This is a genomic window from Streptomyces flavotricini (assembly GCF_020639365.1).
Lineage (GTDB): Bacteria > Actinomycetota > Actinomycetes > Streptomycetales > Streptomycetaceae > Streptomyces > Streptomyces flavotricini.
Genome location: NZ_JAINUL010000001.1, coordinates 1,601,859 through 1,627,397, shown reverse-complemented (window position 1 = coordinate 1,627,397; position 25,539 = coordinate 1,601,859). Strand labels below are relative to the sequence as shown.

Sequence of the window (25,539 nt, the reverse complement as noted above, 5' to 3'; positions counted from 1 at the left end):
TGTGTGTGGGTTCGCGCGCGGGCCGTTCAGGCGATGAGCAGGCAGGTGTCCCAGGAGGTTTGCGTCGGCGTTCCGGTGGCTGGTGCCAGGAGGGCCAGGGCGATTCCCGCGGCACCGTCGAGGAGCCCGGGGTCGGGCTCCTGCGTCTGGATGAGCCCGGCTGCGGCGGCGGTCGGGTCGCTGCCAGGGGGGTGCACAGCGGACAGCAGCGCGGGGAGCACTGCCCGGAGTTGACCGGCGGTAGGGGGGAGGGCGTCCGAGGCTGCGCGGGCGGCGATGTGGGCCAGGCCGGCGAAGCCGTGGCACAGACCGCTGTCGGTGGTCTCGCGGAGCTGCTGGGGGTCGGTCAGCGCTGCCAGAAGGCTGTGCTCGGCGGCGAGCTGTCGTCTCCGGTCCCCGATGGCGATGGCGGCGAGCTGCTGCGCGCGGGCGAGGCCGGCGGTGCCGTAGCACCAGGACGGTCGCTGTGGCCCCATGGGCAAGTGGCTGGTGCGTAGGTCGGGGATGGTTACCCAGTACGGCCAGGCCGGTCCCCGGCCGCTGTCGACTTCCCAGCGGTCCAGCCACTGAAGGATGCTGGCCATGGCCTCCCTGTGACCTGGGACCAGCGTTCCGCGGAGTGCCGCGAGTGCAAGGAGGGCAAGGACGCCTCCGATGCCGTGGGCGAGCCCGGTGTTGGCGTGCCCGTCCGGGTAGCGGTCCTCGAGGCGGCCCGAAGGTCCGGACGCCGTCCACCATCCGGGCACGGTCTCGCCCCGGTGGCTGAGGGGCTGGGTGAGCTGGACCAGGTAGTCGAGGATGTCGCGGACGGTGTCGCTGTCGGGGCGTCGGCGAAGGAGGTAGGCGCCGTATCCGGTGAGACCGCGGATAGCGTCGAACTCCGCGAGCGCCGGGAGTTCTCCGGCTTCGATGCGCTGCTCGGCTGCGGCCAGGCGGCGGCGTGCGTCGCTGGCCACTTGCAGGTCCAGGGCATCGAGTGCGGAGCCGTAGGCCCCGGGAAGGCGTTCGGCCGCGCACGCGAGGGTGTGGGCGAAGGCCGGCGCTCCGTAGAAGGCGTGGCTGTCGGCCCCGCTGGTCAGCGGCTGTCTGGCCACGGCGGAGAGCCAGGAGTGCGCTCGGTCCCACGGCGCGAGGCCGGCGGCGGCGAGCTCGATGTGCAGCAAAGTGACGCCGGGAGCGCCATGGCCGAGGGACTGCCGACGCCAGTCGGAGACGATCTGCGCGCCGAGTACGGCCGCCGGGTCGGCGAGCCGGTCGGCGATCTCCCGGGCGAAGCCGAGTGCAGGGTGGGGCATCAGCGGGACCTCCTGGCGGTCCAGGCGAGGGCGGCGGCCCGCGTGAGGTAGAGGCAGACGGCTTCCTCGGCGAAGTCGACGGCGACGGCGCGGACGAAGTGGACGTGGAGCAGGGAGGTCAGTACGTCGTCGACGTCGATGCCCTGGGTATCCGGGCCGGGAAAGTGGTTCCGGTACGTGGCCAGGGCCTGGCTGCGGTCGCTCCAGGCGTTCAGGATCGTCTCGCCGTCGGCGACAGACCGCAGGGCTGCCCAGCCGTCGTCAGGGTTGGCGAGCGCCACGGCCTCGGTGAACTCCGGGCGGGCCACCCGTGCCGGGGGCGCGGGCGGGATGTGGTCGATCAGCCACGCCATCGCCTTCGCCGTACTGCCGAGGTAGGCGGCGGCGATGGCCACGCTGTGCGCGGCGATCAGCGCCCGCCGGGACGGCCGGCCCGCGCAGGTGAGCTGCGTGAGGACGGCTCGGGAGTCGGCGCGGAAGACCTCCTCGGCTGCAGCCCACGCCGGCCCCTCGCCCCACCTGCCCATCTCCGGATAGGAGGTGGCGTAGAGCAGATCCGACACCAGCCCGGCGCGCCGGAGTTCGTCGGCCCATGCGCTCACCGTGCTTGCCGTGGCGGCGAAGGCTTCCGGGGTGGGCAGGGCGAACCGGAGCCGTAGGTGCTGGTCGGGGTCGCGGAACCGTACGAACCACCAGGGCGGCCCGCCGAGCCGCTTCAGGAGGTCCGGCAAGTGCTCCTCGAGCAGGACGTCCTGGCGGCGGATGTCCCCGTACACGCTGGCCAGAAGGACAGGTGAGACGGCGGGGGTGTGGACCAGGTCTCTCCGAACCGTGCGAGCGGACGTGGGCTGGGGCAGGCGTGGCCAGGCCGGTGGACGGTTGGCCTTGAGGGGCACGACGATCTCGTGGGCCCGGCCGCCGCACCACCCCAGCTCGGCCACAGCCGGCGCCTCGGCGACCGTGATCGCACCGGCCCGGTCCAGTTCCTCGCGCAGCAGCGCCCTGTGCGCGGGGACAGTGAGGTCGAGGGGCAGGAGCCGGTCGCCCTCCCCGACGTGCACCGTCAGGGGAAGCTTGCGACCGTCGCGCCAGGTGCCGAACGCTGCGTCCCATTCCTCCCACGACCGGTCGGCCGCAGGCAGCTCTCCGGCGTTCAGCCGCCAGCGGGCCGGCGCCAGGATGATGCGGCCGGTGCGCAGGCGCGGAAGGTAGGGCAGGTGGGAGGCGGCTCCCCAGTCGAACGTGGTGACCTGGGCGCACTGGGCGCGGCCCAGCTCGGTGAGGAACCTGGCCAGGGGCGGGGTGTGCGTGTCCAGGTTCAGGGCATGCATCCCCACCGCCTCCACACGCTGCCCGCGACCGGGGGCAGCGAGGTACATCCGCCGCCCGTCGCAACCTACGGCCAGGTCGTCGACGGTCAGCACGTCCTCACCAGGAGGCCGGTGCTCGGCCAGGCTGATCACGGTCGGCAGCACGCGCGGTGTCCGGGTGACGTGCGCGCTCTCCGGCAGCAGCGGAGGGAACGACAACTGCGCGACGATCGTGTCCTGGTCGGAAGCCGGAAGGTCACTAAGGCCCTCGATCAAAGCCTGCCGCTGCCCGGAGTCGAGCACCGGGAGGAACCGGCCCGTGCCGACCCCGGCGCCCCGGGACACGCTGACCACTTCCAGGCGGAAGTTTCCCCGTTCCAGCGCCCTGGTGTCGGGTGCGCGGAGTCTGAACCCGAGCTCAAGGTGGGGCGGGAGCCGTACCGGTTCGCTGCCCACGGTCAGGGCTTCGATCGTGGCCTCGTCGAGGACGACCTCGCGGCGGCCGTCGAGGGCAGCTTGCTGCCCCAGCCGCAGCAGGACCTGGTCGCGGTCCGTCAACCGCGGTTTGAGGTCCGCGGGGCCGGCGCCCGGGTATCCGTCGGGGTAGCCGATGCCGCTGTCGGCGACTACGTCGAGCACCGGAACCATGGAGCCGATCCCGAACCGCTCGTAGAACCGCATGTGGAACGCCTTCCAGGCTGTCGTCCCGAACGGCGCCGGGCTGACGCGGGCGAGCAGAAGTGCGGCGCGCTCGGCCTCCCGGGCGACCTCCTCCGGCAGCACGACGGACCCGGCCAGGCGCATGTCAACGGCGACCGAGTCCCGCCGTAGACGGGGGGTGAAGGCGCGCATCTGGGCACGGGCGGCCTCGTGCCTGTCGGAGTGGTGGAGGTAATCGTGGATGGCCCCCAGAGCGGCGAGGGTCTCCGATACCCCGACGACCTCGTCAGCGCCGATAGTGTCGAGCTGGGTCAGCAGGTAGCCGAGGGCATCGGTCTCCGTGCTCGGCGCGTGCAAGGCGCTGACTAGGACGCCGACCCCCATCAGCTCCCGCACGAACCCGTGCACGGTGGGCTTCCCTGCTGAGGGGAACTCGGCCAGGACCTTCGCGACGACATCTGCGACTGGGATCGGCGCCCGCGCGGCGGTGAGGACGGCAGCCACGGCGCCGGTCATCCGGACCGAGGCCTCGACCGCGCGCCGGCGGGCGGCTTCAGTATCCGTCCGGTACGGGACGACGAGACGATCGCCGCGTTCGATGAGGGTGGTGTTGGCGACTACCGGAATCCGCTCCAGCAGCTCGGCGTCGGCCTCCAGGCGGGCGATGACCTCCGCCATCCATTCCGCGGACGCTCGGGCCACCGGCAGGTGTTCGCGTCCCCAGTCGGCACGGGACGAGGTGCCGAATCCGGCGGTGGTGACGCCGGCGAAGTATCCGAAGGGGGTGGGGCGGCCGTGTGCTCGCACTATGTACCGGGCCACCGAGAGTGCAGCCCGCCGCACATCGCGAGGCCGGGGACGTTCGGCGGCCAGGAGGCCGTCGACCTCACCACCCAGTGCCGGGCTGGCGTGCCGCAACGCCTTGCCGGTATCCGTGTCGCGGATCGCACGCAGCCAGGGAACCTGCCCGGTGAAATCCCCGGTTGACCGGTCGGCCAGGTCAGGCCAAGGCAGCAGCGGAGGCGTGGGGGACGTCACCGCGCGCACGAGCGCCGTGTGGCTGGACCGAAACGCGGGGCTTGCCACCTGAACCTCCATGAAGGGTAAAAGGAACGGACGGGCCCGGTGCCGCCCCGCCGCGCTGGGCGGGACGGCACCGGTCAGGGTGGAGCGAGTGGGTCAGTGGACGCCGGTGGTGCAGGCGCCGCAGGTCGATCCGCAGCCGTCGTCGGTCAGCGTCTTCAGGGCGCCTGCGTCGCCGACCTCGACCAGCTCCACGTCCAGGTGGAACGCGTCCTTGGCCGTGGCCTTGGGCTGGGCCTGGGTCATGCCCGGGTTGGGATTGGTGGCCATTGCAACTCCTTCGTCTGATTCGGTTTGTTCGGTGTGGTACCGGCCAGGGGCGCGTGCCAGACGGCGCGCTTCCTGGCCTCCCCCTTCGGAAGCGCCGGAGGGGGAAGTCGTGGGCAGCGAGGGCGGCGGTAGAGATCAGCCCGTGTCTCTGGGGGGTGCCGAGCGGCGCGGGGAGAGCCCGACACCGGTGCGGTCTTCACAGAGCTGGGCCCGAGAGAGCGTCTGCCGGATGGTGCACCGGAGATACGCCTCGCCCAGCCGGCCTGCGATCGGCTTTGCCACCGGGATGGCGGCCAGCTGCTGCAGCAGCACGAGCCTGCGGCGCTGTACGGCCCTCACCGCAGTACCCCCACCGTGGTCGGTGGGGTTCTCACCGGGACGCCGGCGCAGGCATCGGTTAGGGCGGGCGCCGCATCGCGGCGGCCGTGCCCGCCTTGGTGCTGCGCGGCAGGTAGCAGCGTTCCGTTCACGCGACTGCCTCCACGGGCCCGGCAGGGACGTAGTAGCCCGGGCCGTAGGCCCCGTCCTCTTCGAAGCGCAGGGTCTTCTCCATCGTGAGGAACCGCAAGGCTCGCTGGACGTGGTGGGGGAGGAGCCCGAACTCCTTGCCCAGCAGACCGGTCGGCAGTGCCGTCCCCGGCCGGTAGTGGCCGGCGCGGATCCGGTCGCGGACGGCACCATGCAGGCCGCGGTCGCGTGGGTGCGGTTCCCGCGTGCGCAGCCGGACCGGCACACTCCCGGTATGCAGCGCGATCTCGCCCAGGCTGTCCAGACGCAGCAGCCCCTGGTGCACATGCTTCTGCGGCAGCCCCAAGGCCAGGGCCAACTGCTTGGTGCTCGGAAGAGGGGCACCGGGCGGGTACATGGTGGTGACGTGCTGGTGCACGATGACGCAGGCCCGGTCCAGGATCCGCATGCTCTCCGGCTTCGTGGCAGCGGAGACACCGGCGGTCATGCCGAGGCCGCCGAGTATGCGGCAGGGGCAGGCCCTCTGGACCACTGCCCGGCCCATCCGGAGGCGACGGGGGAGCACGCGGACGCACGCCCTGCGGCCGGCGCCGAAGTAGCGGCGGACGGAGCCGGGGCCAGGACCTCGCCCGCGACCTCCTCCGTCATCCAGGCCAGTCGGCGCAGAAGGCCGATGTCCAGGGCGTCACGGCGCAGCCGGTCGCGGACCTCGCGCAAGAGACCGCACGCCCGCGCCCGCGTCTCCTCGGTGAGCCCGGTTTCGACGTGGCGGGAGGCCCGGTCCGTCAACGAGCGGAGGTCCACAGCCAGGCTGGCAGTCAGCGGGCGGACCTCACCCAAGTCCACCGCATCGTCAAGGACACGATTGAGGGTGTCCCAGAGGCCGCTGTCCTCGCTGGTGATGTCTTCGAGCCGGGAGACAGCGAGGGCACGCAGCAGACGCCAGGTCACCGGCTCCGCCTCGGACGGGTTCCGAAGGACACCGCCTGGAATGCCCCACCTCGGCGGTGGCGGCGGAGAGGGTAAGCAGGACTGCGGCGTGGGGATCGGAAGTGACGGACCCACGGAATCTCCTCGGACAGGGAATTGGATGTCAGTTGTCGATGCCGTGCGGGGAAGACCGTCGGCTACCAGGGGCGGCGCCGGGCGCGGTACGAGACCTCGTACGGGCGCACGATCTCCTGGCGCGTTTTGACCACCAGGTCGGGGCGGCCGCGAAGGATGACTCGCTTGAGGGACCTGTCGAAGCCGGGCGAGAACATGTTGGTGATCTCGTAGGCCGTGCCATCGAGGACCAACCAGTCGCCGACCCGGATCTCCCGGGGGGACGCGTCCCGGACCTCTCCGGGCGGCGCACCGCGCACGGTGCGGGCGGCCAGGCGGTCGTGCACGGGTTCCGGCTCGTTGTCCTCGAGCCCGGTCCAGTAGGAGTCGTCGCCGAAGTCGTTGTACGTCACGGGCGTTCGCTCCCTGCGGGCGCGGCCAGGGAGGGACAGCTGGACGCCCGCTCAGAGACGGGATCCGTGATCAGCATGCTGAGCGCCGGTTTCACGTCGCAAGGAAGCTGGAGAAGGTGACGGCCGTGGTCGTAGCGGACCTTCTCCCAGCCCCACGCGCGGGCGATGTGGTCCGCGAGCCGGCCGTCGATCACGTTGCAGCGCAGCCATTGCGGCGGGCGCGGGCGGCGTGCGAGCTGATCGGCGAGCCAGAGCGAGACCAGGCGGCCTGCGTGCCGGTGAACGGGGTCGGCGTAGAGCAGCAGCAGGCCGACGCTGCTCTCGCCGCGCTCGGACGTGCTCCAGCCAGGGCCCGGACCACTGGGGTCCAGCTCCCACATCGCGACGAGGCTCCCGTCCTCGAACAGACCGTGGAGATCGTCGCTGTGGTCACCGGTCCGCAGCGGCCGGATCAGGGCGATATCGTGTTCCTGGTCGACCGGCCGCCCGCACTCGGCCTCCCGGGCCCAGCGCCGGGACAGCAGGCTGCCCGCTTCGGGGTAGTCGGTGCGGGCGAGGGCTCGCACGCTGTAGGGAGCGGTCACCGGGTGGCCTCCCGGTACGCGCCGCCGGAGGCTACCGGCGTGCGTGCCGGAGCGTTCGGGCCGAACCGCCTGCCCGCCGACTCGGACGCGCAGGCGATGAACGCGTACGAGCCGTACAGCGGCTCGCGGCCGCCGACGGCGCGGAGTCCGTCGAGGGGGACGGCCGCGATGCCCGGGCCGTCCACGTCCCAGTCGGCGGCAAGAGCGAGCAGCTGTTCCAGGGTTCGCGGCTGGTAGACGATGCCGGCCTCCTCGTACAGCGCGACAAGGTCGGGGGTCGACTCGGGGTGGCTGTCGGCTGCCGCGTGGACGACGGACAAGACGCTGCCGTTGGGGACCCAGGACCGGAGCGTGTCCAGCAGGTGCCTGGCCTTGTCGTCATCGATCCACGGCAGGACCTCGTGCAGCAGGACCGCCAACGGCCTGCGCCGGTGGAGGCGTGCGATGGCCGGCTGGGCGAGCATGTCCTCGGTGAGGGTGATGTCGGCGTGCAGGCCCATCTCCCGGGGCGTCTCTTCGAACACGGTCCGGACGTGGGCCTGCACCATCGGGTCGCGGTCCACGTAGACGACACTGGCCTCGCGCTGGATGTCCTGCGCCGCATCGTGAACGTTGCGGCCGCGGCGACGGGGCAGCCCGCAGCCGAGGTCGAGGAACTGCACGATCCCCTGCGAAGCGAGATGCGGGACGACGTGCTGTCCGTGGGCACGGGCAGCGGCAGCTGCCCGGTCAAGCCACGGCGCAACCGCGAGCAGCTGACGTCCCAGAGCCCGGTCTGCCGGGTAGTTGTCCGTTCCGCCGGTGACGTAGTCACACACCCGTGCCACCGCCGGCTTGGAGAAGTCCAGCTTCGGCAGCGCGGTACCGCCGGGCTCCGCCGCGGCCACGAGTCCAGCGGCATCCTCGGACGGCACACGGTCCTGCCCGGCCGGCGGCGGCAGGGCGCGGTCGGCTGCCGACGCCGCTCCGGGAGCAAGGGCCTGCTGGTGATCGCGCAGGTAGGCGCTGACGGTCTTGCCGTGACCATCGGACCTGGGAGAGGTACTCCAGTAGTCGCAGAGCTTGGTGACGATGGACAGACCGCGCCCGCTCTCCGCGAGGCCCTGGGGCCGGGTGATCTTCGGGACGGGCGGGCTCGGATCGGAGTCCGCGACCTGGGCGATCAGCGCCTCACCGGCAACGAACGTCAGGGAAACCAGGATCTCGCCCCGTCCCGCCGCGTCCGGCTCGGCATGGGTGACAGCGTTGGCGGCCAGCTCGCTGCAGATCCTCACCGTGGAGTCGGTCAGGGACTCACATCCCCACCTGCCCAGTTGGTCCGAGACGAAGCGGCGGGTCTGTCTGACGGACTCCAGGCGGCTGGGCAGGGCCATGCGCGCCGAGACGGCGGCGGGGGAGTCCAGAGCTCGAAGCAGGTCACTTCGCGTGATCCGATGGGACATGGTCACCTCACCTCGTTCCATTCCGCGGACGTGTAGACCCCGCCGGGGAGCCATGTGCTGGTGCGGTCGATGGCCGAACTGCGGCCGTGTCAGTGGCCCTTGGGGCTACCGTTACGCTCAGCGAACCGCGTTTCACCCCGTGTGGGTATCCCGAAGCGCGGTCGGGGACGGGTAACGCGGGTAAAGATCGTTTCGTGGACAGGAGCGCTGCGTGCCGCGCGAACGGAACACGCGACTGGAAGGCGTACTCCAGGAAATCGGCTGGTCGCAGGTCGCGGCAGCCGCGCACGTGGTGCGCGTCGCCTCCGAGGTCGGAGCCACGGAGCTGCAGTCCATCACGCGCTCCCACGTCAACCAGTGGATTCGAGGAGCGCATCCGGGGCCGACGGCGACCCGTATCTTGTGCGAGACGCTGTCGCGAGGACTGCTCGGCAAGGGGCTGAACCGCATCGTCACGCCTGCCGACATCGGGCTCAACGACCCCGACGAACAGGCGGGTTCGATGCGTCCTCGAGGCGGCGACACCATCGCACAGCTCGTGGATCTCGGGGGGACCGACTTGGACCTGGAGCGCCGCCTGGCCCTCAAACGCGCCGCCTTCTCGCTCGCCGGAATGAGCCTGCCGTCCACCGGGTGGTGGGAGGACTCCCTGACCGCCGCCCGTACCCGGCGACCTCCGGCTGGCCGGACGGTCGGGCCGGACGACGTGGCCGCCGTACGGGAGATGACCCAGCTGCTGTCGCAGCGCGAGCAGCGGCGTGGTGGAGGAGACGGACGGTCCGCGCTGGTGGCCTACCTCCGCACGGACGTGGCCGCCTACCTTGGTAGCCCGTTCCCTGACGAGCGCATCCGGCAGGAGATGTTCACGGCTGCCGGCGAACTGGCCTACCTGGCAGGCTGGACAGCGTTCGACGCCTCCGAGCACGTGCTGGCCCAAAAGTGGCTCAGCCTCGCCCTGCAACTGTCCGCCGAGGCGGACGACGCCCCGCTGGCAGGACACATCCTCCGCGCACAGGCCCACCAGACCCTCGACCTCGGCCACCCCACGCAGGCCCTCCAGCTGGCCGAGACCTCCGTCTCCCAGCGCCGCTACACCAACGCCAGCTCCCGCGAACGCTCCCTCCTCGGCGTCGTCCACGCCCGCACCCTGGCAGCCGCCGGCCATAAGCAGGAGGCCATCCCAGCCCTGCTGCGAGCCGAGGACGACCTGCGCAGCGCCCAAGCCGGTGACGACGAGCCCGCAAGGGTCTTCTTCTTCTCTGAAGCGTCCCTCGCGCACGAGACAGCCCGCACCTTGCAAGCCCTCGGCGATCTCCAAGGCGCCGAGCGGGAGTTCCTGCGTAGCGTACGTACTCGCAAGAGCACGGCCTTCGCCCGCACGCACGCCGTCACCCTCGGCCTCCTGGGTGCGGTCCAGATACAGCGGGGCGCACTCGACGTGGCGTGCGCGACCTGGACCCAGGCCCTCGACGCCATGCAGGGAGTCCAGTCCGGACGCGCCCTGGACACCGTCGTCCAGATGCGCCGTGCCCTGTCCCCGTACCGCGGCCGCGGCGGCACCGCGCTGGCCCGCCTGGACGACCGCGCCCGCATCGTGATCAGCCGGGTACGCTGACCGCGCCGTCACACCACCGGCCCGAGCCGAGCCAATAGCCGAGCCGGTCCGGTAGTCCCAGGGGAGGAATGCGTGCACGACCCGATCACGATCGAGGCCATCGCCCACGTCGTCGGTGGCCACCAGACGCCGGCCGACGACTACCAGGGCGGAGTCGAATCGATCATCCGCATGCGCCCAGACTTCCCGCTGGACACCCTGCGCGGACTCGACGAGTTCTCCCACCTGATCGTGACCTGGCGGTTCCACCTGGGTTCCGACGCCGACCTGCACCTCGGAGCCCGCAGCCCTCGCAACGACCCGACGTGGGAGCCCACCGGTACCTTCGTGCACCGAAACCACCGACGTCCCAACCGCATGGCGACGTCCTTCCCCCGCCTGCTCAAGGTGGAAGGCCGGGACCTCCACGTCACCGACCTCGACGCCGTGGCCGGGACTCCGATCTACGACCTGGCCCCCTACTTCGAGGAGATGGGCCCCCGCGGTCCGGTCACCGCTCCGGCCTGGCCGGCGGCGATGCTGGCGAACTACTGGGAGCCCGCGGCCAACCGACCCGAGTAGGACCTCGCCCGTGGGTGGCGGAGACACGTCCACGTCGGCAGGCGGACATCCTGGGGTACCGCTCGGGCGCGTGTGCAATCTCAGCCTCGAAGAGTCGACGGTCAGGACCAGGCGTCGCGATGTGTTGTCGGGTGCGGTGCTCATCGGCGGGTTCCAGGCGAGTGGCCAGGCGTGGACCGGAGAGCCTCTTCGAGATCGTCGAGGCTCGTCAGGACCCTGCGGATGGCCGCTTGTTGATCAGCCCAACGGTGCCTCAGGCCGTCTGCCTCGAGGGATGTGCAGCACGTCGTGGTCTTTGCGCCGCCGAAGCTGAACAACATGTGAAGCAACGCGATTCGGGCGCTTGCTGTGATGTCCCTGACTGGGAGGGTGGGGTTCTCTGATCTGTAGGCGGAGACCAGAGCGATCACGCCGCCGAGCCATTCGTCGTTGCCTGCGACAGTCCGCGGATCGAGCGCGATCCTCCCCAGTTCCCATGCAGGCATCCCGCTCTGGCAGCGGAAGCCGATGACCCCCGTAACCACATCGGTCACAAGCAGGACGTGTCTGGGGGTGAACCCTCCATGGATGGCGTGTTCCACCAGATCCCGGGGCACACCCGACCGGAGACGCTCCGCCTCGCCACGAAGATCATCTGCCCTCTGGGCTAGATCGGTGCGCAGGCTTGTCGGACCATTCAGGAGCTGCGCCGGCAGTCGTCGAAGCAAAGCATCACACTCCGCCAAGGCTCCCTCGACGGGGTGACTGGACCAGCGCCTGGGCTGGCTGGACTGGGGGAGTGGGTAGGCGGCGAGAACCCTGTGCATGCGGCCCAAGACCATCCCGATGTGTTCTGCCTGGGGCCCGGACATCACGTGCGGACTGATGCGACCCGGTGCCTCCGAGACCACTGCCCACGCGCTGCCGCCGAACTCGCTCAGTACGTCTCCGCTCTCATCCGGCCAGACTCGCGGCACGGGAAGCTGAGCGGCGAAGCAGAACTGCGCCATGTCCAAAGCCGCACGGACCTCGTGCAGTGTGCCCCCGCCGGGGTACTCCTTGATGTACACCCGATCGCCGCCAGAGGTCAGAACTCGCCGGTTGATCACGGCCCCGAGGTCCGTGGGCGGCACCCGCTCGATCCCGTCAGCACTTAGTCCGTACCGCAGTTCGAGCACCTCGGCCACGAACTCGTTCTGCTGTTCCTCGTCATGCACGGTGCCAACCGCCATGGGGCCGGACGGCTGTCAGCGGGCCGTCAACTGGCTCGGCTCGTGGAGACACCTGTCATGCCCTTCGTGGGTAGCTGTCATGGTGGGTTGGGGAATCCGGACAGGGTGAGCTGGTCACGCCGGAGCGTGGTGGGCCTGCTGAGCGCCGGCTGCCGACGCCAAGGACGCCGCATTGCGGGCTGAACTCCGCATCTGCGCCGCGACTTGGCAGCCCAAGTGTGTGACGCGAAGACGATGTTCATGAATCGAGCCGGTGATATCACTGATGTCATTGCGCTCCGCGGGCTCTCTGACCAGGCTCCCGGACCCGAGCGGGGAGGCACTCATGGCACGGAACGAACGACGCTGCAGCCGCTGCGACTGTTCTCTCAGCCGCTACAACACCGAACCGATGTGTGCTGCCTGCATCCGGACCGCGGCCGATGACGTGTCGGCAGGTCCTCATCTGCCGCACCAGGTATGGCGGGACGCCGAGGTCGCTGAGGCGATGTCTGAATGGGACTTCGGTCGTGCCTTCCGCCGAATCCGGGAGATCGCGAATTTGCGCCAAGAGGACATGGCTGAACTCACCGGCCTCAGCCAATCGTTTCTTTCGACGTTGGAGTCAGGAGGCCGGCGACTGGCGAACATCGACAAGATCATTTCAGTTCTCTCGCGCTTGCGGGTACCTCCGGATGTCGCTCCTCAGCCGGTGCAGGCCGGCATGTGCGAACCTCAGATGCCCAGTCTCGGCCAGCCTGCGCCCGCGATACCCGCTTGGGAGAGTCCGGTTGAGATCGCCAAGCGTTTGAATGCGACAACTGCATCCAACGTGGACTCGACCGCCCTTCTGCTCCTGGAGCAGGGAGTCGCTGAGATCGTTGAGCGGTATGAAGGCGAAGGCCCGTACCAGCTCGTGACGGAGGCCGTCGAGCTCCGTTCCTTCATTCAGGGCCTTCTGGACGGCCGGCAGCCGCCGGAGCACAGGCGGTCACTCTTTCGCCTGGCGGCACAGGCGTCGGGGTTGCTGGGCTACATGGCCGTCAACGCTGGACGAGAATCGCTGGCAGAGGCGTACTGCTCTGAGGCGCAGTCCCTTGCCGAGGAGATCCGAGACGTTGAGCTGATCATGTGGACGTACGGCACCAGGTCCCTGAACGCCTACTACGCCGGACGGTATGAGGCTGCTGTCCAATGGGCTGACGTCGGACTGGCCGTCGCCCCAGGCCATCCCCAGGCCATCCGCCTTCACGCGAACGGCCGCGCCCGGGCGCTGGGCAAGCTCAACCAGCGGGCGGAGGCCGAGCGATCCATCGCGAGCGCCGAAGATCTCAGCAGTAAGCACAGCACGCCGCCGACTCTGACCTCCTGCATCTCCTTCGAGGCGTATGGAACGGCGCGTACGTTAGCCAACGTCGCTACGGTTCACGTCTCCCTTGGCAACGCTCAGCGGGTGCTCGAGTACGCGGATCAGATCGACGAACTCGTCGAGCAGTCCGAATCGGCATGGAGTCGTGCCCTCGTACGTCTTGACGTTGCGACCGCTCTCCTGGCCGGCCCGCGCCCGGAAGTCGAACACGCCATGGTGCTCGGCCGCCAGGTCCTTGAGGGTGGTGGTGGACCGCCGATCCGATCCGTCGTGCAGCGGGCGGGTGAGCTCTATGCTCGAACCCAGGACTGGCGTGATCTGCAGGCAGTGGGTGAGTACGGGGAGGCGCTCCGCTCCTGGCAGGATGCTCCTCAGGCAAGACATCTGGCCAAAACTGCGAAGATCGCACGGCCAGTCGGGCAACTGGAAGGGGCAGGACGTGCATCTCTTGAGCGACCCTGGCGCGTTTCCTCCCACACCCCCGCCCAGCGTCACTGATCTCGATGCCATCGCCGAGCACGACTGGACCGCCTTCGATGCGGTTGACGAGATGATCAATCACTGGGACCGGCCGGGGTGGAGCGATTCCACTCGGGCGTACTACTGGATGATCACCGTTCCGCCGGAGGCGCCCTTGGTTTCCCAGGCGCAGGACTGTCAGCGGCAACTCAGCCACCTCGGGTTCGACGAGATCGCCGAGGACGGACTGCATCTGACCCTGGCACGGGTGGGGCTCGTCGGTGAGGTGAACGCTGGCCAGCTGGAACACCTTGTCACGACGGCCACCGAATCCCTGCCCGCGGCTTTCAGTCTCGTGGCAGTCCCTCTCACAGCGTCACGAGGCGCACTCCGCTACAGCGTAGGCCCCTGGAATCCCGTCCTGGAACTCCATGCTGCCCTCTCGCTGGCCGGCCTCCAGATCGGACTGCCACCCCGGAAGCCCACAGGGCTTCTTAGGCCGCACATCGGCATCGCGTACAGCAACCGGAGGCGGTCCTCGGCCCCGGTGCGTGAGGCTTTGGGCCCCCTTCGACAGATGCCAGCGGTCTCCGTCACGATCTCCGATGTGCATCTCGTAGAACTGCGCCGTGAGAGGCGCGCGTACCAGTGGAGGGTCGTGCACACCCTTCCGCTCGGGCCTCAGCCACGGTGATCTGCGGCTGGCCCACCTACCCCTTTGCCTATTCTCGCTGCGTCTGACCAAGCCCCCACGGGCGTCCGCCCGGACCTGGTTATGGCGCGCAGTGGAGAACCGTCCGGCGGAGCGGGGTGAGTGCACGGGTTGCTGGGCAGGCCCCAGCCGAGGTGAGAGCTCTCCCGGCCGGGGCCTGGTCCGAGGGTGCGCCGGTCAGGCGCGGGTCAACCACCTGGCCTGCTCGGCGTCGGTGACGATGCCGCGGTGGTGGTCGAGTTCGAGCTGGGCAAGTTGCGCGTAGTGCGCGACGACGTCCTTGCCGAATGCCTCCTCGGCGACGGGGCTGTGTCGGAACGCCGAGCGGGCTTGCTCAAGGGCCGTCGGCATGAGGGCTGCGTCGGCGGCCTCGTATGCGTTGGACGTGCAGGGGTCGGGCGGAGCGAGCTTGCGCTCGATGCCGTGGACGATTGCGGCTACAGCGGCCGAGACGGCCAGATACGGATTCGCGTCCGCCCCGGGCACACGGATCTCCAGGTGGACGCCCTGGCCGTGGCCGACGACCCGCACGGCGCAGGTGCGGTTGTCGTAGCCCCAGGTCATGCGAGTGGGGGCGAACGAGCCGGGGGCGTACCTCTTGTAGGAGTTGATGTTCGGCGCGTACAGCATCGTGAGCCCGGGCAGCGCGGAGACGAGCCCGGCGACGGCCTGCTAGCCGGTCTCGGACAGCCGAGCGGCCGGCCCGGCGAGCATGGGGTCGCCGCTGTGGGTGAGGGACAAGTGCAGGTGCCGTCCGCTTGCGATCCCTGACTGAGGGGCGGCCATGAACGTTGAGGTCATGCCGGACCTGCCGGCCAGGGTCCGTGCAGCGTGCTTGAAGACGAGATGGTTGTCGCACGCTGCCAGTGCGGCACCGTAGGGGAAGGTTACTTCGACCTTTCCCGGGGCGCCTTCGGTCTTGACCGCTTCTACAGGCATGCCGGCCCGGGCGGGCAGACAGGACTTCAGGCATGGGCGACCTAGAACTTGATCCCGCTGATCAGACGTGCGACGTTCGCTGCGAGCTGGGAGATCGCGGGTGCCATGGACGAGCTGGCCAGGTAGAACCCCAACAGCGTGCACACGAGTGCGTGCCCCGTATTCAGACCGCCCTTCCTGACGAGCAAGACGACACAAACCGCGAGCAGCACGACGACGGAGACACTGATCGCCACGGAGACGCACTTCCTCTCTCCAGGGCAAAGACAGGACCCGGACTTCCTCGCAATTGGCCCTGGATAGCGGCTGAATGAGGCACAAGGGTGACCGGGAACCACCCGGCGGGCACACTCCATGGGTGATATCACTGGGGTGATCTCGGTTCTCTACCTGCACCTTCGTGCGGGGTACGTTCCCGGTGAGGAGGCAACAGGTGGTCCAGCACGCGCTGCGGCACTGCGACCAGTGCGGCTGCCAGCTCAGCCAGTACAACCCGGACGGGCTCTGCGCCGCCTGCACTCGCGCTCGAGTTCCCGAAGTCCCCTCGCTACCTGTTGTGCCGGATCGAGTCTGGCGGGACATCGCCGTTCGACAGGCCTTTGCTGCCTTGGACTTCGGCAAGGCAAGTCGTCTGATCAGGCAACGAGGTTCGCTGCGCCAAGAGGACATGGCCCAGCTCACCGGACTGAGCCAAGCGTTCTTATCCATGCTGGAGTCGGGCAGCCGTCGCCTCACCAACATCGACAAGATCACCGAATTCGTTGCGGGCCTCGGTGCTCCCGCCGAGCTCGTGCAGCTCCCGCTTCCCCGGTCGCCCGGGACGGTGCCTCCGCCGCCCGTGGACCAGGCGACAGGCGATCTTGATCCCACCCTCCCGTGGAGCGCCGCCCGTATGGTGGCAGCACTGGACCACGCGGTTGGAGGCGACGTGATAGACCGCCGGCAGTTCCTCACGGTGAGCGGGATCGCCCTCACCGCCTTCGTACACCACTGGGGCACCGCCGAGGCCGAGCCCCTCCAGCGTGCCGCCGACGGCAGCCAGCTCTCGGCGGAATTGCTGGACAACCTGCAGGCGACTACCGACCGCCTGCGCATCATGGACGCGAGCGGCGGCAGCGGCACACTGAGCGAACTGGGCGACGCCCACCTAGAACTACTCAAACGTCTCCTGCAGAAGGCGTCGTACACGGAAGACATCGGTCGCCGCCTGGCCGGCATCGTCGCCGACACCGCCACCCAGACCGGCTGGTTTGCCTTCGACTCCGGACGGCACGACCACGCACAGCACTACCTGCTCGCGGCGCTGCGAGCCGCCAAGGTCTCCGGTGACGACCGCCTCGGCGCCGGAGCCCTCTCCTACCTGGCCATTCACGGGTACTCCACCGGGCAGCCGCGCACGGCGGTCACCGCAGCGCGAGCTGCCCGCGAGAAGATCAAAACCCTCGGCACCCCCGCCCTCGAAGCCATGCTGCTCACCAGGCAGGCGCGAGGCCACGCGAAACTGGGCGAACGACAGGCAGCGCTCACCGCGCTCGGCGAGGCCGCCGAACTCTGCGGCTGCGGACGCTCCGAGTCAGATCCCCACTGGCTCTACTGGATCAACGAAGGTGAGATCCACGGACAGGCCGGCAGTGCCTACCTCGACCTGGGCGATCCGCCCGAGGCCGCCGTCAGCTTCACCGAGGCGCGCAAGGCGCTGAACCCGGCGGACCAGCGCACCAACGCCCTGTTCCTCTCCCGTGCTGCGTCCGCCTACCTCAGGAAGGGCGAGCTGGAAGCAGGGTGCTCCACGGCGCACCAGGCGCTCGACCTCGCCGAACAGCTCCAGTCGGCCCGGCTCAACGAGCACATCGATGCGATGGTGGGCGAGCTCGCCCCCGTCAGCCGAGACCCGTACGCTCGGGACCTGATCGACCGCGCCGCCCTCGTGACCGGTACAAGGAGCAGAACGTGACCCAGGCCCAGCAGACCCTCGTGCTATGGGACATCGACCGCACCCTCCTGTACGTCGGCGACATCGACCGCCAGGTCTACCGGGAGACGTTCGCCGAGGTGGTCGGCCGCCCCGCAGAACACCTGCCGGCCCGCGGTACGGGCGTCACGATGCCGCTGGCGATCCGGTCGCTCCTCGTCGACAACGGTGTGCCGGATGCAGACGTCGCTGAGCTACTGCCGCGGATGGTGGAACTCCTACCGGCACGGCTCGCAGCACACAGCCAGGATCTGCGGGAGCAGGGGGTCCTCATGGCCGGTGCCACTGCGGCCTTGCGTGCGGTGCATGACCATCCCGGCCTTATCCCAACTGCCGTGACCGGCAACCTCAGGCCGAGCGCCCAGCTCAAGCTGGCGGCCTTCGACCTGGACGGCATGCTGGACATGGAGATCGGCGGATTCGCCTCCGACGACCACCACCGGCCGGCGCTCGTCGCCATCGCACAGAAGCGGGCCGAGGCGAAGCACGGCACGGCATTCGACCGTGCCAACACCGTCATCATCGGCGACTCCCTTGAGGACGTCCGCACCGGTCGTGAGGGCGGCGCGGCCGTCATCGGTGTCGCATCGGGCAAGACCACGGCCGCCGAGCTGAGCGAGTCCGGTGCCGACCTTGTGCTCGACTCGCTCGAGAACGCCGCGAGGGTGTTGGCGGGCATCTCCGAGCTCACCAACACGAGCCGACGATCGTAGCCGACCGCAGTCCGGGGGCATCGGTGCGCTGGGCGAGGCAGCGCCTCGGCAGGCGGCGAGGCGATGACGCTCAGGCGTGGGGGCCTTCCTTATAGAGGCGGGTGGAAGAGAAATCCATCGGCTCCGCGCGTGCCGATGGGTGTGCGCCGGCGGTCTCCTCGGCGTTACCAGAGTGTGGCGATGGACGGGGCCTCCTCGACGGGATCGTCGGGCCCAGCCGCGGTCCACACCTCGCCGGACAGGGTGACGCTGAGGGCATCACCGTGGTGGGGCCGCAGGCGGGTGACTCTCCGGCTGACCCACTCGCCCTTCCGCGGTACGGGTAGGCCAAGGGTGCGGGCGATCTCTGCCTGCTGACCGGTGCCTCCCAGGACGAGGATTCCCTCTTCGCGCAGCGTGTCTCGGGCGCCCCTGATCCGCTTCACGGGGTCCGCCGTCATGGAGACGGTGGCGACCGTGGTGTGGTTGAGTACCCGGCCCTGCACGAGCCGGAAGAGATTTTTCGCCCGGGCCTGGCTGCCGCCCCCGCCCGCTTCGGGGGCGAAGATCCGATCCCGGAGCGGCGCCGGGAGGTGGAGCAGGGTGTTCTCTGGCAGCGGTGCGTCCTGGAAGAGCCAGACGACGGCCTGTCGGCCTGCGGCCGAGAGGGTGCGCTTGAAGTCCCGGTTGGCTGCTCCGCTGAGGTGACCGGGTTCGATCCGGATGAGCCCGAGGCTCCAGCAGGAGCGCTGGTCGTTGGCCGACACGAGCAGACTCACCCTGCCGACCTCGCCGGGCGTGACCGTCCACGTCGAGCCCGTGGTGAACTTCAACGTCACCTCCTGGTGCCCGATGAGGAGATCGGTCTCGCCGCCTGGCTGGAACCCCCATGCCGCCATGAGCTCGTGGGTGACCTTGGCGCCGAGGTAGGCCTTCTCGGGCTTCCCGAGCGTAGAGAGGTCGAATCGCCCTGTCCGCCATCCGTCGAGCACACTGTCGAATGCGTCGCGCAGCGCAGCCGCTGTCACCGCCTCGATGCCCTGCATGCCGCGCAGGACATCGGCGACGGCCAAGACGTCGGAGGAGCCAGATCCAGTTCCAGAGCCACTGGCAGAAGAAGGAGTGCTGGTTGCGGCCGCAGGGTGGGGGTGCACGGAGCCGACCGGCTCAGTGATCTCGCCCACCGAGAGCCCGGGGACGACCGTCGGCTCGTCCTGGGCGGGACCGGCTGATGCGGGGGCTGCCGGGGCCCGGCCCTCGGCCGCGGCCAGCCGGCCACGCAGGGCATGGAGCTCCTTCTCCCTGCGGGCCACACGGCGCTCCAGCCGTTCCACCTCCCTGCGCAGGGCGCGGTTCTCTCGCAGCACGTCGAGGAGTTCGGGCTCCGGCTTCGCCTGCGGTGCTTGCTGGCTGCCGGTCGCCGGCACGGAGCGTGCATTCAGCAGGTGTTGCCTGACCTCCTCGACCAGGGCGTCCTTACCCTCTGGCGGGGCGATTACAGCGATGATCGCGTAGATCAACGAGGCGTTGTTCTGGAGCCCCTTGCCTCGAAGCCGGTCCGACAGCACCTGATACGACGGCGGGCGGGGGCCTTCCCGGTGCTCGGCGAGCAGGAGCTGCTGGAGCTCCTTCAGGCGGATGCCACTGCTCGTGACCAGACCCCGCAGCAGCCGGACTATCTCCCGCATGGGCTCGTTGAGGCCCGGGTCCAACTCCGACCACTGGCCGCCCCGTTTCCGGCGTGCCATACCTCGCCCTCTCGCCCTTTCGATCCCGTTGATAGCAGATTCAATCTACCTGATCGGAAGATCGAACTTCCGGAGCCCGTAAAGATCCGACACCGTGGTCATTGCACCTAGGAATCCCCACGTTAGAAAGGAAGTCGATGCGTCAGCGCACCGCCGATCTCTGCGCCTTTGCCTTCATCGTCGCCGCACCGGCAGGTCTGATCGCCTTGGACCTGCCCTCCGATCAGGTCATCGCGGCCACCTCCGCCTCGGCCGTCCTTTACTCCGCCTGGCGCCAAGGTGGAGGCAGGCCGCCGTCACAGGGCCCCGGGGGAGGGCGCGGGGCCGGCTCCGATCCCGGATCCGGCTGCGATTCCGACTCCGGACCAGCATCCGGTCGGGAGCCAGTCCGGGCCCCACGCCGCGAAGTGTGAAGTGAGCACGCTGCCCGGCTACACCACACCGCAGCGCACGGGTCGCCCGGTCGGTGTGCTGTCCCGCGGTCTGCCGGGACGAGACCAAGGAGGGGATGGTCGACGCCCCGCCGGGGTTCAAGGCCAGCTGACCAAGCGCACGTTGACACTGTTCTTCGACGTCCTGCGACTGTTGCTGGAGGCCTGCGTCACCGTGGTGGCGAAGGCGGCGCTCCAGGACGGTGCACCAACCCCCTCGGATGTCTCGATGGCCCACAAGCGGATCATGCGGCGGGCGTCGGCGAGCACACGGTTGGCAGGACACTCCGACCAGTCGTGGGGCCCAGGCCATTCGCCCCGGGGCGGCAAGCCGCCTCCAGGGCAGCCTCGTTGGAATCCCCAACAGTGTGCAGCGATTGGGCGCTCCACACCTTCCCGCGACAAATGTCGCGGCGGACGACGGTCTCTCCGGCAGCGAAGCGCTTCACTCCGTCCATCGTGCCCGTAGTCCCGGCGTGGTTCGACGCTACGGCAGATCAGCGGCGGGAATTCGAGCGGGTGGCAAACCCGGCGCAGCCACGGGACGCGTCGAGTACGCCGTACTGCCATCCCAGCGTGATGAGTTGGGGATCATTGGTAGCCATCCACCGCTTCTTCAGGTCCCGCAGTCTCTTGCCGACCGCGTCGGCCGAGTAGTGGCACCGGCGGCCCGTCTCCGCCAGCTCGGCACCCAGAGCAAGACCCCAGAGGATCTCCCGCTCGACCTCATCCGCCGACGGCGCCGGTGCGACCGCTTCCGGAAGAGGCAGCTGCCCGGTCACGTAGCAGGTGTGGATGAGGGCGGTGCGGGAGGTCACGCCCGTCTTGGTGTTGCTGTCGGACATCTGGACATCCACCGTGGCCTTGGAGAGCCCGAGCTTCGCAGCTACCTGAGCGCTGGACATGCCGAGGGCGACCTTCGCGGCGATGCGGAGCTGAGCGGGGGTGAGCAGGGTCGTGGCAGTGCTGGGGCGTCCGGCCATGGGTCAGGTCCTCTCACGCGTGGGAGCAGCAGACGTGAAGCTGGGAAGTGCGCATTCGACTCCGCGGGGCGGCGGCGACTGGGCAGCGGCCTGTCGGCGGGGATGAGGGCTCTCGCGTTCGGGGAAGGGCCGGATCTCCGCGAAGCTCCATTCGTCGCGGGCGGCACGCTCGAATGCGGTAGGGCCCTCATCCAGCGCGCACAGAACGCCGAGGAGCAGCTTGTGGGACACCACGAGCAAGCCGCCGCCGTAGGACTGGGACAGCGCCTTGAGGTGCCGGGCGGCGAGGCAGGCGCGGCCATGCAGCTGAGCCAGGGATTCCCCGTCCCCGAAGGCAACGGACGGGGAGTGCATCCGTGTCCTACGCCACTCGACGTACGCCGGTGGGTAGTCCGAGGCCGTCCGGCCGATCACCGCGCTCGGGGCGCGCCACTCGGCCAACAGGTGTGTGTCGGCGATCACGGGAAGGCCGGTTGCACGGCTGACGATGTCTGCGGTTTGGGCGGCTCGCGGCAAGGGGCTGGTGAGGATCGCCTGCACGGCACCGGGCAGCGGGGCCATGGCGACCTGCGCGCGACCCGCTTCGGAGAGCGAAACGCCCCATGGAGCGTGGTGTCCGGTTGCGTGGCCTTCGTACGCGCCGTGACGCATCAGCCAGATCTCAGGCAAGGACCCACCCTCCGTCCACGTGGAGGGTCTGGCCGGTGATGAAGCCGGCGTCCTCGCTGGCCAGGAAGGCCACCGCGGCGGCGACGTCGGTCGGCGCACCGCGTCGCTTGATGCACTGCCGTGCGAGCTGCCGGACGGTCATGGCTTCGGGGTCGTCGACAACTGTCTGCTCGGCGGGGACCTGGATCGAGCCGGGCGCGACGCAGTTCACCGTGATGCCAGAAGGTCCGAGTTCGCGAGCCAGTGCCCGGGTGAGCCCCTCCACGCCGGCCTTCGCGCTGATGTAGGCGGACAGCTCATGGCGGCCGACGGTGGCCAGGACCGAGCCCATCGTGACGATGCGTCCGCGGCCTCTGGCGGCCATGTCCGGGGAGACGGCCCGGGCGAGCAGGTAATGGCTGGTGAGGTTGACCGACAGCATGGCGTTCCAGACCGCGGGTGTTGTCTCGGCCCAGGGCGTGCGCGGGTACGAGCCGGCGTTGCTGACGAGAATGTCGATGGCGCCGAGGCGCGCGACGGCCTGTGCGTGCAGTTCGCTGACCGCGCGCTCGTCGCGTAGGTCGGCTTCGAGAGCGAAGGCGCGTCCGCCGGAGGCAGCGATGTCGAGGGCCAGCTCGGCGGCCGCCTTCGGCTCGTCGTGGTGTGCGATGACGACGATGGCGCCCTTGGCCGCGAGCTGCTGTACGACAGCGGTGCCGATGCCGCCGGTGGCGCCGGTCACCAGGGCGGTTCTGCCAGTCAGTGGGGCAGGCACGGGGCCTCCTCGATGTGGAAGTAGGTGATCGGGTCGAAGTACGGGGAGAGCGCCTCGACGAGCCGGACGATGACGAGCAGCCGGTCGGTGGGTGTCAGGTCGCCGAGGTCGTAGACGCCGAGGAGCCGCATGGCGACGTACGGCCGCAGGAGGGCTGCAAGGTCCTGACCGGGCCACAGCCGTGCCGCTACGGGCAGCACGAGGCGGTGCCAGTACGCCGTGACCGCCGCCCTGCGAGGGGCGGAGAGCCGTGACTCGTACGCGATGTGCAGGGAGCGGCGTGCGGCTTCGACGGACTGCTTCGTGACGACCGGTGTGTTATCCGGTCGGCGATCGACGACCGCGGGGTGGTCGGCGAAGGCGGCAGGGTTGTACGTGGGGACCAGCCAGCCGCCGAGGGTGGTCACGTAGGTGAGGAAGTTGGCGAACTCGCCGAGCACACAGTTCGTCCCGGCGGTGTCGTAGTCGAACCAGGCAAGAGGCACCGCCAGGTTCACATCAGTCGGATCGCCCTGTGTGAGGGCGGCCCAGACCGGACCCGCGTTCTCGAAGTGCGTCCGGAGGTCCTTGAGGGTGGCCTGCCAGTCGAGCCTGGTGTCCTGGCTGTTGATGGTCAGAGTCCACGCGCCGAGGTCGTCGAAGGGGATCTCGGCGTCGGCCAGGCTGAGGGCGAGCTGGGCCTTGGCATAGTACGAGTCCAGGCGGCCACCCGGAGCCGCTCGGTCCCAGTACAGCTTGCGGACCACGCGGACGGGATCCTCCAGCACCGCGGTCACCAGGATGTTCTCCCGGTAGGCATCGGTGAGCCGATCTAGGTAGACACGGAGTTCCTCACCGACGCCGTCGGCGCTGAGGAGGTCGACGAGCAGACCGTTGTCCCGTCCGCCGGCGAGGCGCTCATACACCATGACGTAACCACCCGGTACGCGCATGGAGGCGTGCAGTGCCGGCACACGGTACCGACTACGCAAGGCTTCGTGCCCCCTCCGTTCCTGCCGCGCCTCGTCAAGATCGCGGTTGTACTTCACCAGCAGCCGCTTCCCGGGGAGGTCGACGGGAACGATGAGGTTCCGGGTGAAGCGGCGCGGGCGCCCGATCCGGATCATCCGGTGCCGCCAGGACGGCCGACTCCGGGCAGAAGGCCGGCGGCGAGGTCCGCCAAGTACTCCGGGGCAATAGAGACCAGGCCGCCGTCGGCGTGTGCACCGAGGGCGTCCCGCACCGGGCAAAGGTCTCCCTGGTGCATGCGCTGGGAGAAGGCGGTGGCTACGGCATGGTGGTGGTCCAGGCCGGTGGTCCACTTGCTGTAGCTGTGCCTGGCGTACAGGCCCACGACTGGGGGACCCCCACCGTCGGGCCGCCGGGAGAGGGCCGCGAGGTGGGTGAGGCCGGTGTCGTTGCCGATGACCAGGTCGCAGACAGCGAAGACGTCTGCGAGGTCCAGGGCGCGCAGGCCGTCCAGACGCAGAGCTCGGACCCGCGGTCCCGCGTTGTCGATCGCAGATGTCTCGGGCGTGGTTGCCTCGCCTCCGACGACGAGAAGCCTCACGTCCGTCCCACTGCGCTCGGCCAGATGTTCGGCCATCCGCAAGTAGCGGGCGACCGTGTAGTCCTTCCGCTCGGGCCAGCTGGTTGCGGTGATCACTGCGATGGTCCTCCCGGCGAACCAGCCGTCCCTCCCGAGGGCCCGCACCACCGGGTTGGCCGACGGCTCCGGTGCGAGGAGCAGCGTGCAGAAGTCCCCGTTCGCGGGTAGCCGGACACCGAGGCGCCGCTCCAGAGCCAGGTAGTACCGGGCGGGCAGGTCGGTATGGACTTGCCAGCTCGACGCCCAGCAGGGTGGTGCGGCCGGGTCACACACGATCGGGATGACGTCGCCGACGTGCTTCTCGACGGTGGCGCGGTCCCCGATGAGGATGGTGGGTCCGGCGGCGGGCTCCACCAGGCCGAGCGGCAACGCGCGGCGGACGAGGGCGGCATGTCGGCCCTCGACCGCTACGCGCACTTCGCGGGACGGGTGCCGAAGCCGCAGCCAATCCAGCACCGCCCGGACGCTGGCCAGCGCCAGGAGCGAGTCGCCCAGGCTGCCATTGAGTGAGACGGTCACCGATGTCTGGACGTCCAGCTGATCGACGAGCTCGGCGGCCGCAGGGATCGGCAGTGTCTCGCCCACCTGCAGAAGTTCGCGGCTGTAGCCCAGCGGGGTGCTGTGCACGTCTTCACGGGTCGCGGTCTCACGGCCCAGGACGAACCGGGGTACGCCAGCCTCGTTGCTGGTCAACGAGAGCTGCCTATCGTGCTCAGCGAGACCAGGGGGACGCCGTGCGCGGCCAGCAGCTCCCGAGCACCCCGCGTCGTGTCTTCGACCAGGCAGGCGGCGGCCACGGGTGTGGTGCCGGCCTGCCGCAAGCTCTGGGCGAGGTTGGCCAGCGTGTGCCCGGTGGTGACTTCGTCGTCGACCAGCAGCATGCGCTGGCCCTCCGCGATGCCGTAGGCGTACACGTCGGTGCGCATCGCGTGGGGCTCGCTGAATCTGACCGCACCCTCGAGCGGGAGGTGGAGCTTCCACGCGATCTTGTAGGGGAGCGCCGCGGCGTGGGCGAGCGCGACGGTGGGCAGGATGCCGCCGGCGTCGAGGCCCAGAAGGAAGTCGAGCGGCCCGAGCTCGCTACCGATCTCCTCCTGGACCCGGTACCACAGCTCCTCGCCCACGCTGGACAGATCGGACGGCGCGACCGGGGCCTCGAGGCCGTCCAGGGAGTGGATGATGCGCTCGCGGCGGCTCTGGGGGCCGATGGAAAGCCGCTCGACGATCCGTGCGGTGAACGGCGCGGTGGCGGTTTCGGGCATGGCGAAGCTCCTTGAGTACGTCATGG

At 69.6% G+C, this 25,539-nt stretch carries 23 protein-coding genes and 1 pseudogene; 6 read left to right on the top strand and 18 right to left on the bottom strand.

The features are described 5' to 3' along the window. Positions 1 to 26 precede the first annotated feature (26 nt). From K7B10_RS07625 to K7B10_RS07590, 8 genes are all read right to left on the bottom strand, one after another. A complete protein-coding gene (locus tag K7B10_RS07625; protein WP_372481541.1) occupies positions 27 to 1,298 on the bottom strand; it encodes a lanthionine synthetase C family protein in 1,272 nt (423 codons plus the stop codon). Then, positions 1,295 to 4,363, bottom strand: coding sequence for a lantibiotic dehydratase (locus K7B10_RS07620; RefSeq protein ID WP_229335189.1), 3,069 nt, complete (start codon positions 4,361 to 4,363; stop codon positions 1,295 to 1,297). The genes K7B10_RS07625 and K7B10_RS07620 overlap by 4 nt, the downstream gene beginning before the upstream one ends. A gap of 81 nt (positions 4,364 to 4,444) precedes the next feature. Then, positions 4,445 to 4,618, bottom strand: a complete 174-nt coding sequence (locus K7B10_RS07615; RefSeq protein WP_229335188.1) for an FxLD family lanthipeptide — start codon at positions 4,616 to 4,618, stop codon at positions 4,445 to 4,447. Positions 4,619 to 5,084: 466 nt separating this feature from the next. After that, positions 5,085 to 5,573 (bottom strand): GntR family transcriptional regulator, encoded by a 489-nt coding sequence (locus K7B10_RS07610; RefSeq protein WP_229335187.1) that lies wholly within the window; start codon positions 5,571 to 5,573, stop codon positions 5,085 to 5,087. Next, positions 5,570 to 6,037 carry a hypothetical protein gene (locus tag K7B10_RS07605; RefSeq protein ID WP_229335186.1) on the bottom strand — a complete coding sequence of 156 codons (468 nt, stop codon included), beginning with the start codon at positions 6,035 to 6,037 and terminating at the stop codon, positions 5,570 to 5,572. Before K7B10_RS07605 ends, K7B10_RS07610 begins: the two co-directional genes overlap by 4 nt. A gap of 176 nt (positions 6,038 to 6,213) precedes the next feature. Further along, positions 6,214 to 6,543: a hypothetical protein gene (locus K7B10_RS07600; RefSeq protein WP_229335185.1), complete on the bottom strand. Its 330-nt coding sequence runs from the start codon at positions 6,541 to 6,543 to the stop codon at positions 6,214 to 6,216. Next, entirely contained in the window at positions 6,540 to 7,127 is a 588-nt protein-coding gene (locus K7B10_RS07595) for a hypothetical protein (RefSeq protein ID WP_229335184.1), read from the bottom strand. Before K7B10_RS07595 ends, K7B10_RS07600 begins: the two co-directional genes overlap by 4 nt. Continuing rightward, positions 7,124 to 8,569 carry an SAM-dependent methyltransferase gene (locus tag K7B10_RS07590; protein WP_229335183.1) on the bottom strand — a complete coding sequence of 482 codons (1,446 nt, stop codon included), beginning with the start codon at positions 8,567 to 8,569 and terminating at the stop codon, positions 7,124 to 7,126. The genes K7B10_RS07595 and K7B10_RS07590 overlap by 4 nt, the downstream gene beginning before the upstream one ends. 211 nt (positions 8,570 to 8,780) lie before the next feature. Here K7B10_RS07590 and K7B10_RS07585 point away from each other — a divergent pair, with 211 nt between their 5' ends. Both K7B10_RS07585 and K7B10_RS07580 read left to right on the top strand, forming a co-directional pair. After that, positions 8,781 to 10,184 (top strand): NsdA family TPR-like regulatory protein, encoded by a 1,404-nt coding sequence (locus K7B10_RS07585; protein WP_229335182.1) that lies wholly within the window; start codon positions 8,781 to 8,783, stop codon positions 10,182 to 10,184. A 72-nt stretch (positions 10,185 to 10,256) separates the two neighbouring features. Beyond that, positions 10,257 to 10,745, top strand: a complete 489-nt coding sequence (locus tag K7B10_RS07580; RefSeq protein ID WP_229335180.1) for a TrmO family methyltransferase domain-containing protein — start codon at positions 10,257 to 10,259, stop codon at positions 10,743 to 10,745. A 140-nt stretch (positions 10,746 to 10,885) separates the two neighbouring features. Here the strand turns inward: K7B10_RS07580 and K7B10_RS07575 are convergent, their stop codons facing one another. Then, positions 10,886 to 11,941 (bottom strand): phosphotransferase enzyme family protein, encoded by a 1,056-nt coding sequence (locus tag K7B10_RS07575; protein ID WP_229335179.1) that lies wholly within the window; start codon positions 11,939 to 11,941, stop codon positions 10,886 to 10,888. A 340-nt stretch (positions 11,942 to 12,281) separates the two neighbouring features. Here K7B10_RS07575 and K7B10_RS07570 point away from each other — a divergent pair, with 340 nt between their 5' ends. Further along, positions 12,282 to 13,802: a helix-turn-helix domain-containing protein gene (locus K7B10_RS07570; RefSeq protein ID WP_229335178.1), complete on the top strand. Its 1,521-nt coding sequence runs from the start codon at positions 12,282 to 12,284 to the stop codon at positions 13,800 to 13,802. After that, positions 13,744 to 14,457 carry a 2'-5' RNA ligase family protein gene (locus tag K7B10_RS07565; protein ID WP_229335177.1) on the top strand — a complete coding sequence of 238 codons (714 nt, stop codon included), beginning with the start codon at positions 13,744 to 13,746 and terminating at the stop codon, positions 14,455 to 14,457. The genes K7B10_RS07570 and K7B10_RS07565 overlap by 59 nt, the downstream gene beginning before the upstream one ends. 195 nt (positions 14,458 to 14,652) lie before the next feature. Here K7B10_RS07565 and K7B10_RS07560 read toward each other — a convergent pair. Further along, positions 14,653 to 15,414, bottom strand: a pseudogene (locus K7B10_RS07560) (type I glutamate--ammonia ligase). A gap of 41 nt (positions 15,415 to 15,455) precedes the next feature. Beyond that, positions 15,456 to 15,650 carry a hypothetical protein gene (locus K7B10_RS07555; protein ID WP_229335176.1) on the bottom strand — a complete coding sequence of 65 codons (195 nt, stop codon included), beginning with the start codon at positions 15,648 to 15,650 and terminating at the stop codon, positions 15,456 to 15,458. Positions 15,651 to 15,847: 197 nt separating this feature from the next. Here K7B10_RS07555 and K7B10_RS07550 point away from each other — a divergent pair, with 197 nt between their 5' ends. After that, on the top strand, positions 15,848 to 17,368 hold the full coding sequence (locus K7B10_RS07550) for a helix-turn-helix domain-containing protein (RefSeq protein WP_229335175.1): 1,521 nt from the start codon (positions 15,848 to 15,850) through the stop codon (positions 17,366 to 17,368). After that, a complete protein-coding gene (locus K7B10_RS07545; RefSeq protein ID WP_229335174.1) occupies positions 17,365 to 18,099 on the top strand; it encodes an HAD family hydrolase in 735 nt (244 codons plus the stop codon). The genes K7B10_RS07550 and K7B10_RS07545 overlap by 4 nt, the downstream gene beginning before the upstream one ends. 164 nt (positions 18,100 to 18,263) lie before the next feature. On the opposite strand, the gene K7B10_RS07540 is transcribed toward K7B10_RS07545, so the two are convergent. The 7 genes from K7B10_RS07540 to K7B10_RS07510 all read right to left on the bottom strand — a co-directional run bounded on the left by K7B10_RS07540 (position 18,264) and on the right by K7B10_RS07510 (position 25,513). Continuing rightward, positions 18,264 to 19,826 (bottom strand): NaeI family type II restriction endonuclease, encoded by a 1,563-nt coding sequence (locus K7B10_RS07540; protein WP_229335172.1) that lies wholly within the window; start codon positions 19,824 to 19,826, stop codon positions 18,264 to 18,266. A gap of 928 nt (positions 19,827 to 20,754) precedes the next feature. Further along, positions 20,755 to 21,240, bottom strand: coding sequence for a helix-turn-helix domain-containing protein (locus tag K7B10_RS07535; RefSeq protein ID WP_229335171.1), 486 nt, complete (start codon positions 21,238 to 21,240; stop codon positions 20,755 to 20,757). Between the two features lie 3 nt (positions 21,241 to 21,243). After that, positions 21,244 to 21,909 carry a histidine phosphatase family protein gene (locus K7B10_RS07530; RefSeq protein WP_229335170.1) on the bottom strand — a complete coding sequence of 222 codons (666 nt, stop codon included), beginning with the start codon at positions 21,907 to 21,909 and terminating at the stop codon, positions 21,244 to 21,246. Then, on the bottom strand, positions 21,902 to 22,663 hold the full coding sequence (locus K7B10_RS07525) for an SDR family NAD(P)-dependent oxidoreductase (RefSeq protein ID WP_229335169.1): 762 nt from the start codon (positions 22,661 to 22,663) through the stop codon (positions 21,902 to 21,904). Before K7B10_RS07525 ends, K7B10_RS07530 begins: the two co-directional genes overlap by 8 nt. Next, positions 22,648 to 23,571, bottom strand: coding sequence for a hypothetical protein (locus K7B10_RS07520; protein ID WP_229335168.1), 924 nt, complete (start codon positions 23,569 to 23,571; stop codon positions 22,648 to 22,650). Before K7B10_RS07520 ends, K7B10_RS07525 begins: the two co-directional genes overlap by 16 nt. Before the next feature lie 194 nt (positions 23,572 to 23,765). Beyond that, the gene (locus K7B10_RS07515) at positions 23,766 to 24,944 is read right to left on the bottom strand and encodes a glycosyltransferase family 9 protein (RefSeq protein WP_229335167.1); all 1,179 of its coding nucleotides are present in this window, start codon (positions 24,942 to 24,944) and stop codon (positions 23,766 to 23,768) included. Then, positions 24,941 to 25,513, bottom strand: a complete 573-nt coding sequence (locus tag K7B10_RS07510) for a phosphoribosyltransferase (RefSeq protein WP_229335166.1) — start codon at positions 25,511 to 25,513, stop codon at positions 24,941 to 24,943. Before K7B10_RS07510 ends, K7B10_RS07515 begins: the two co-directional genes overlap by 4 nt. Between the last annotated feature and the right edge of the window lie 26 nt (positions 25,514 to 25,539).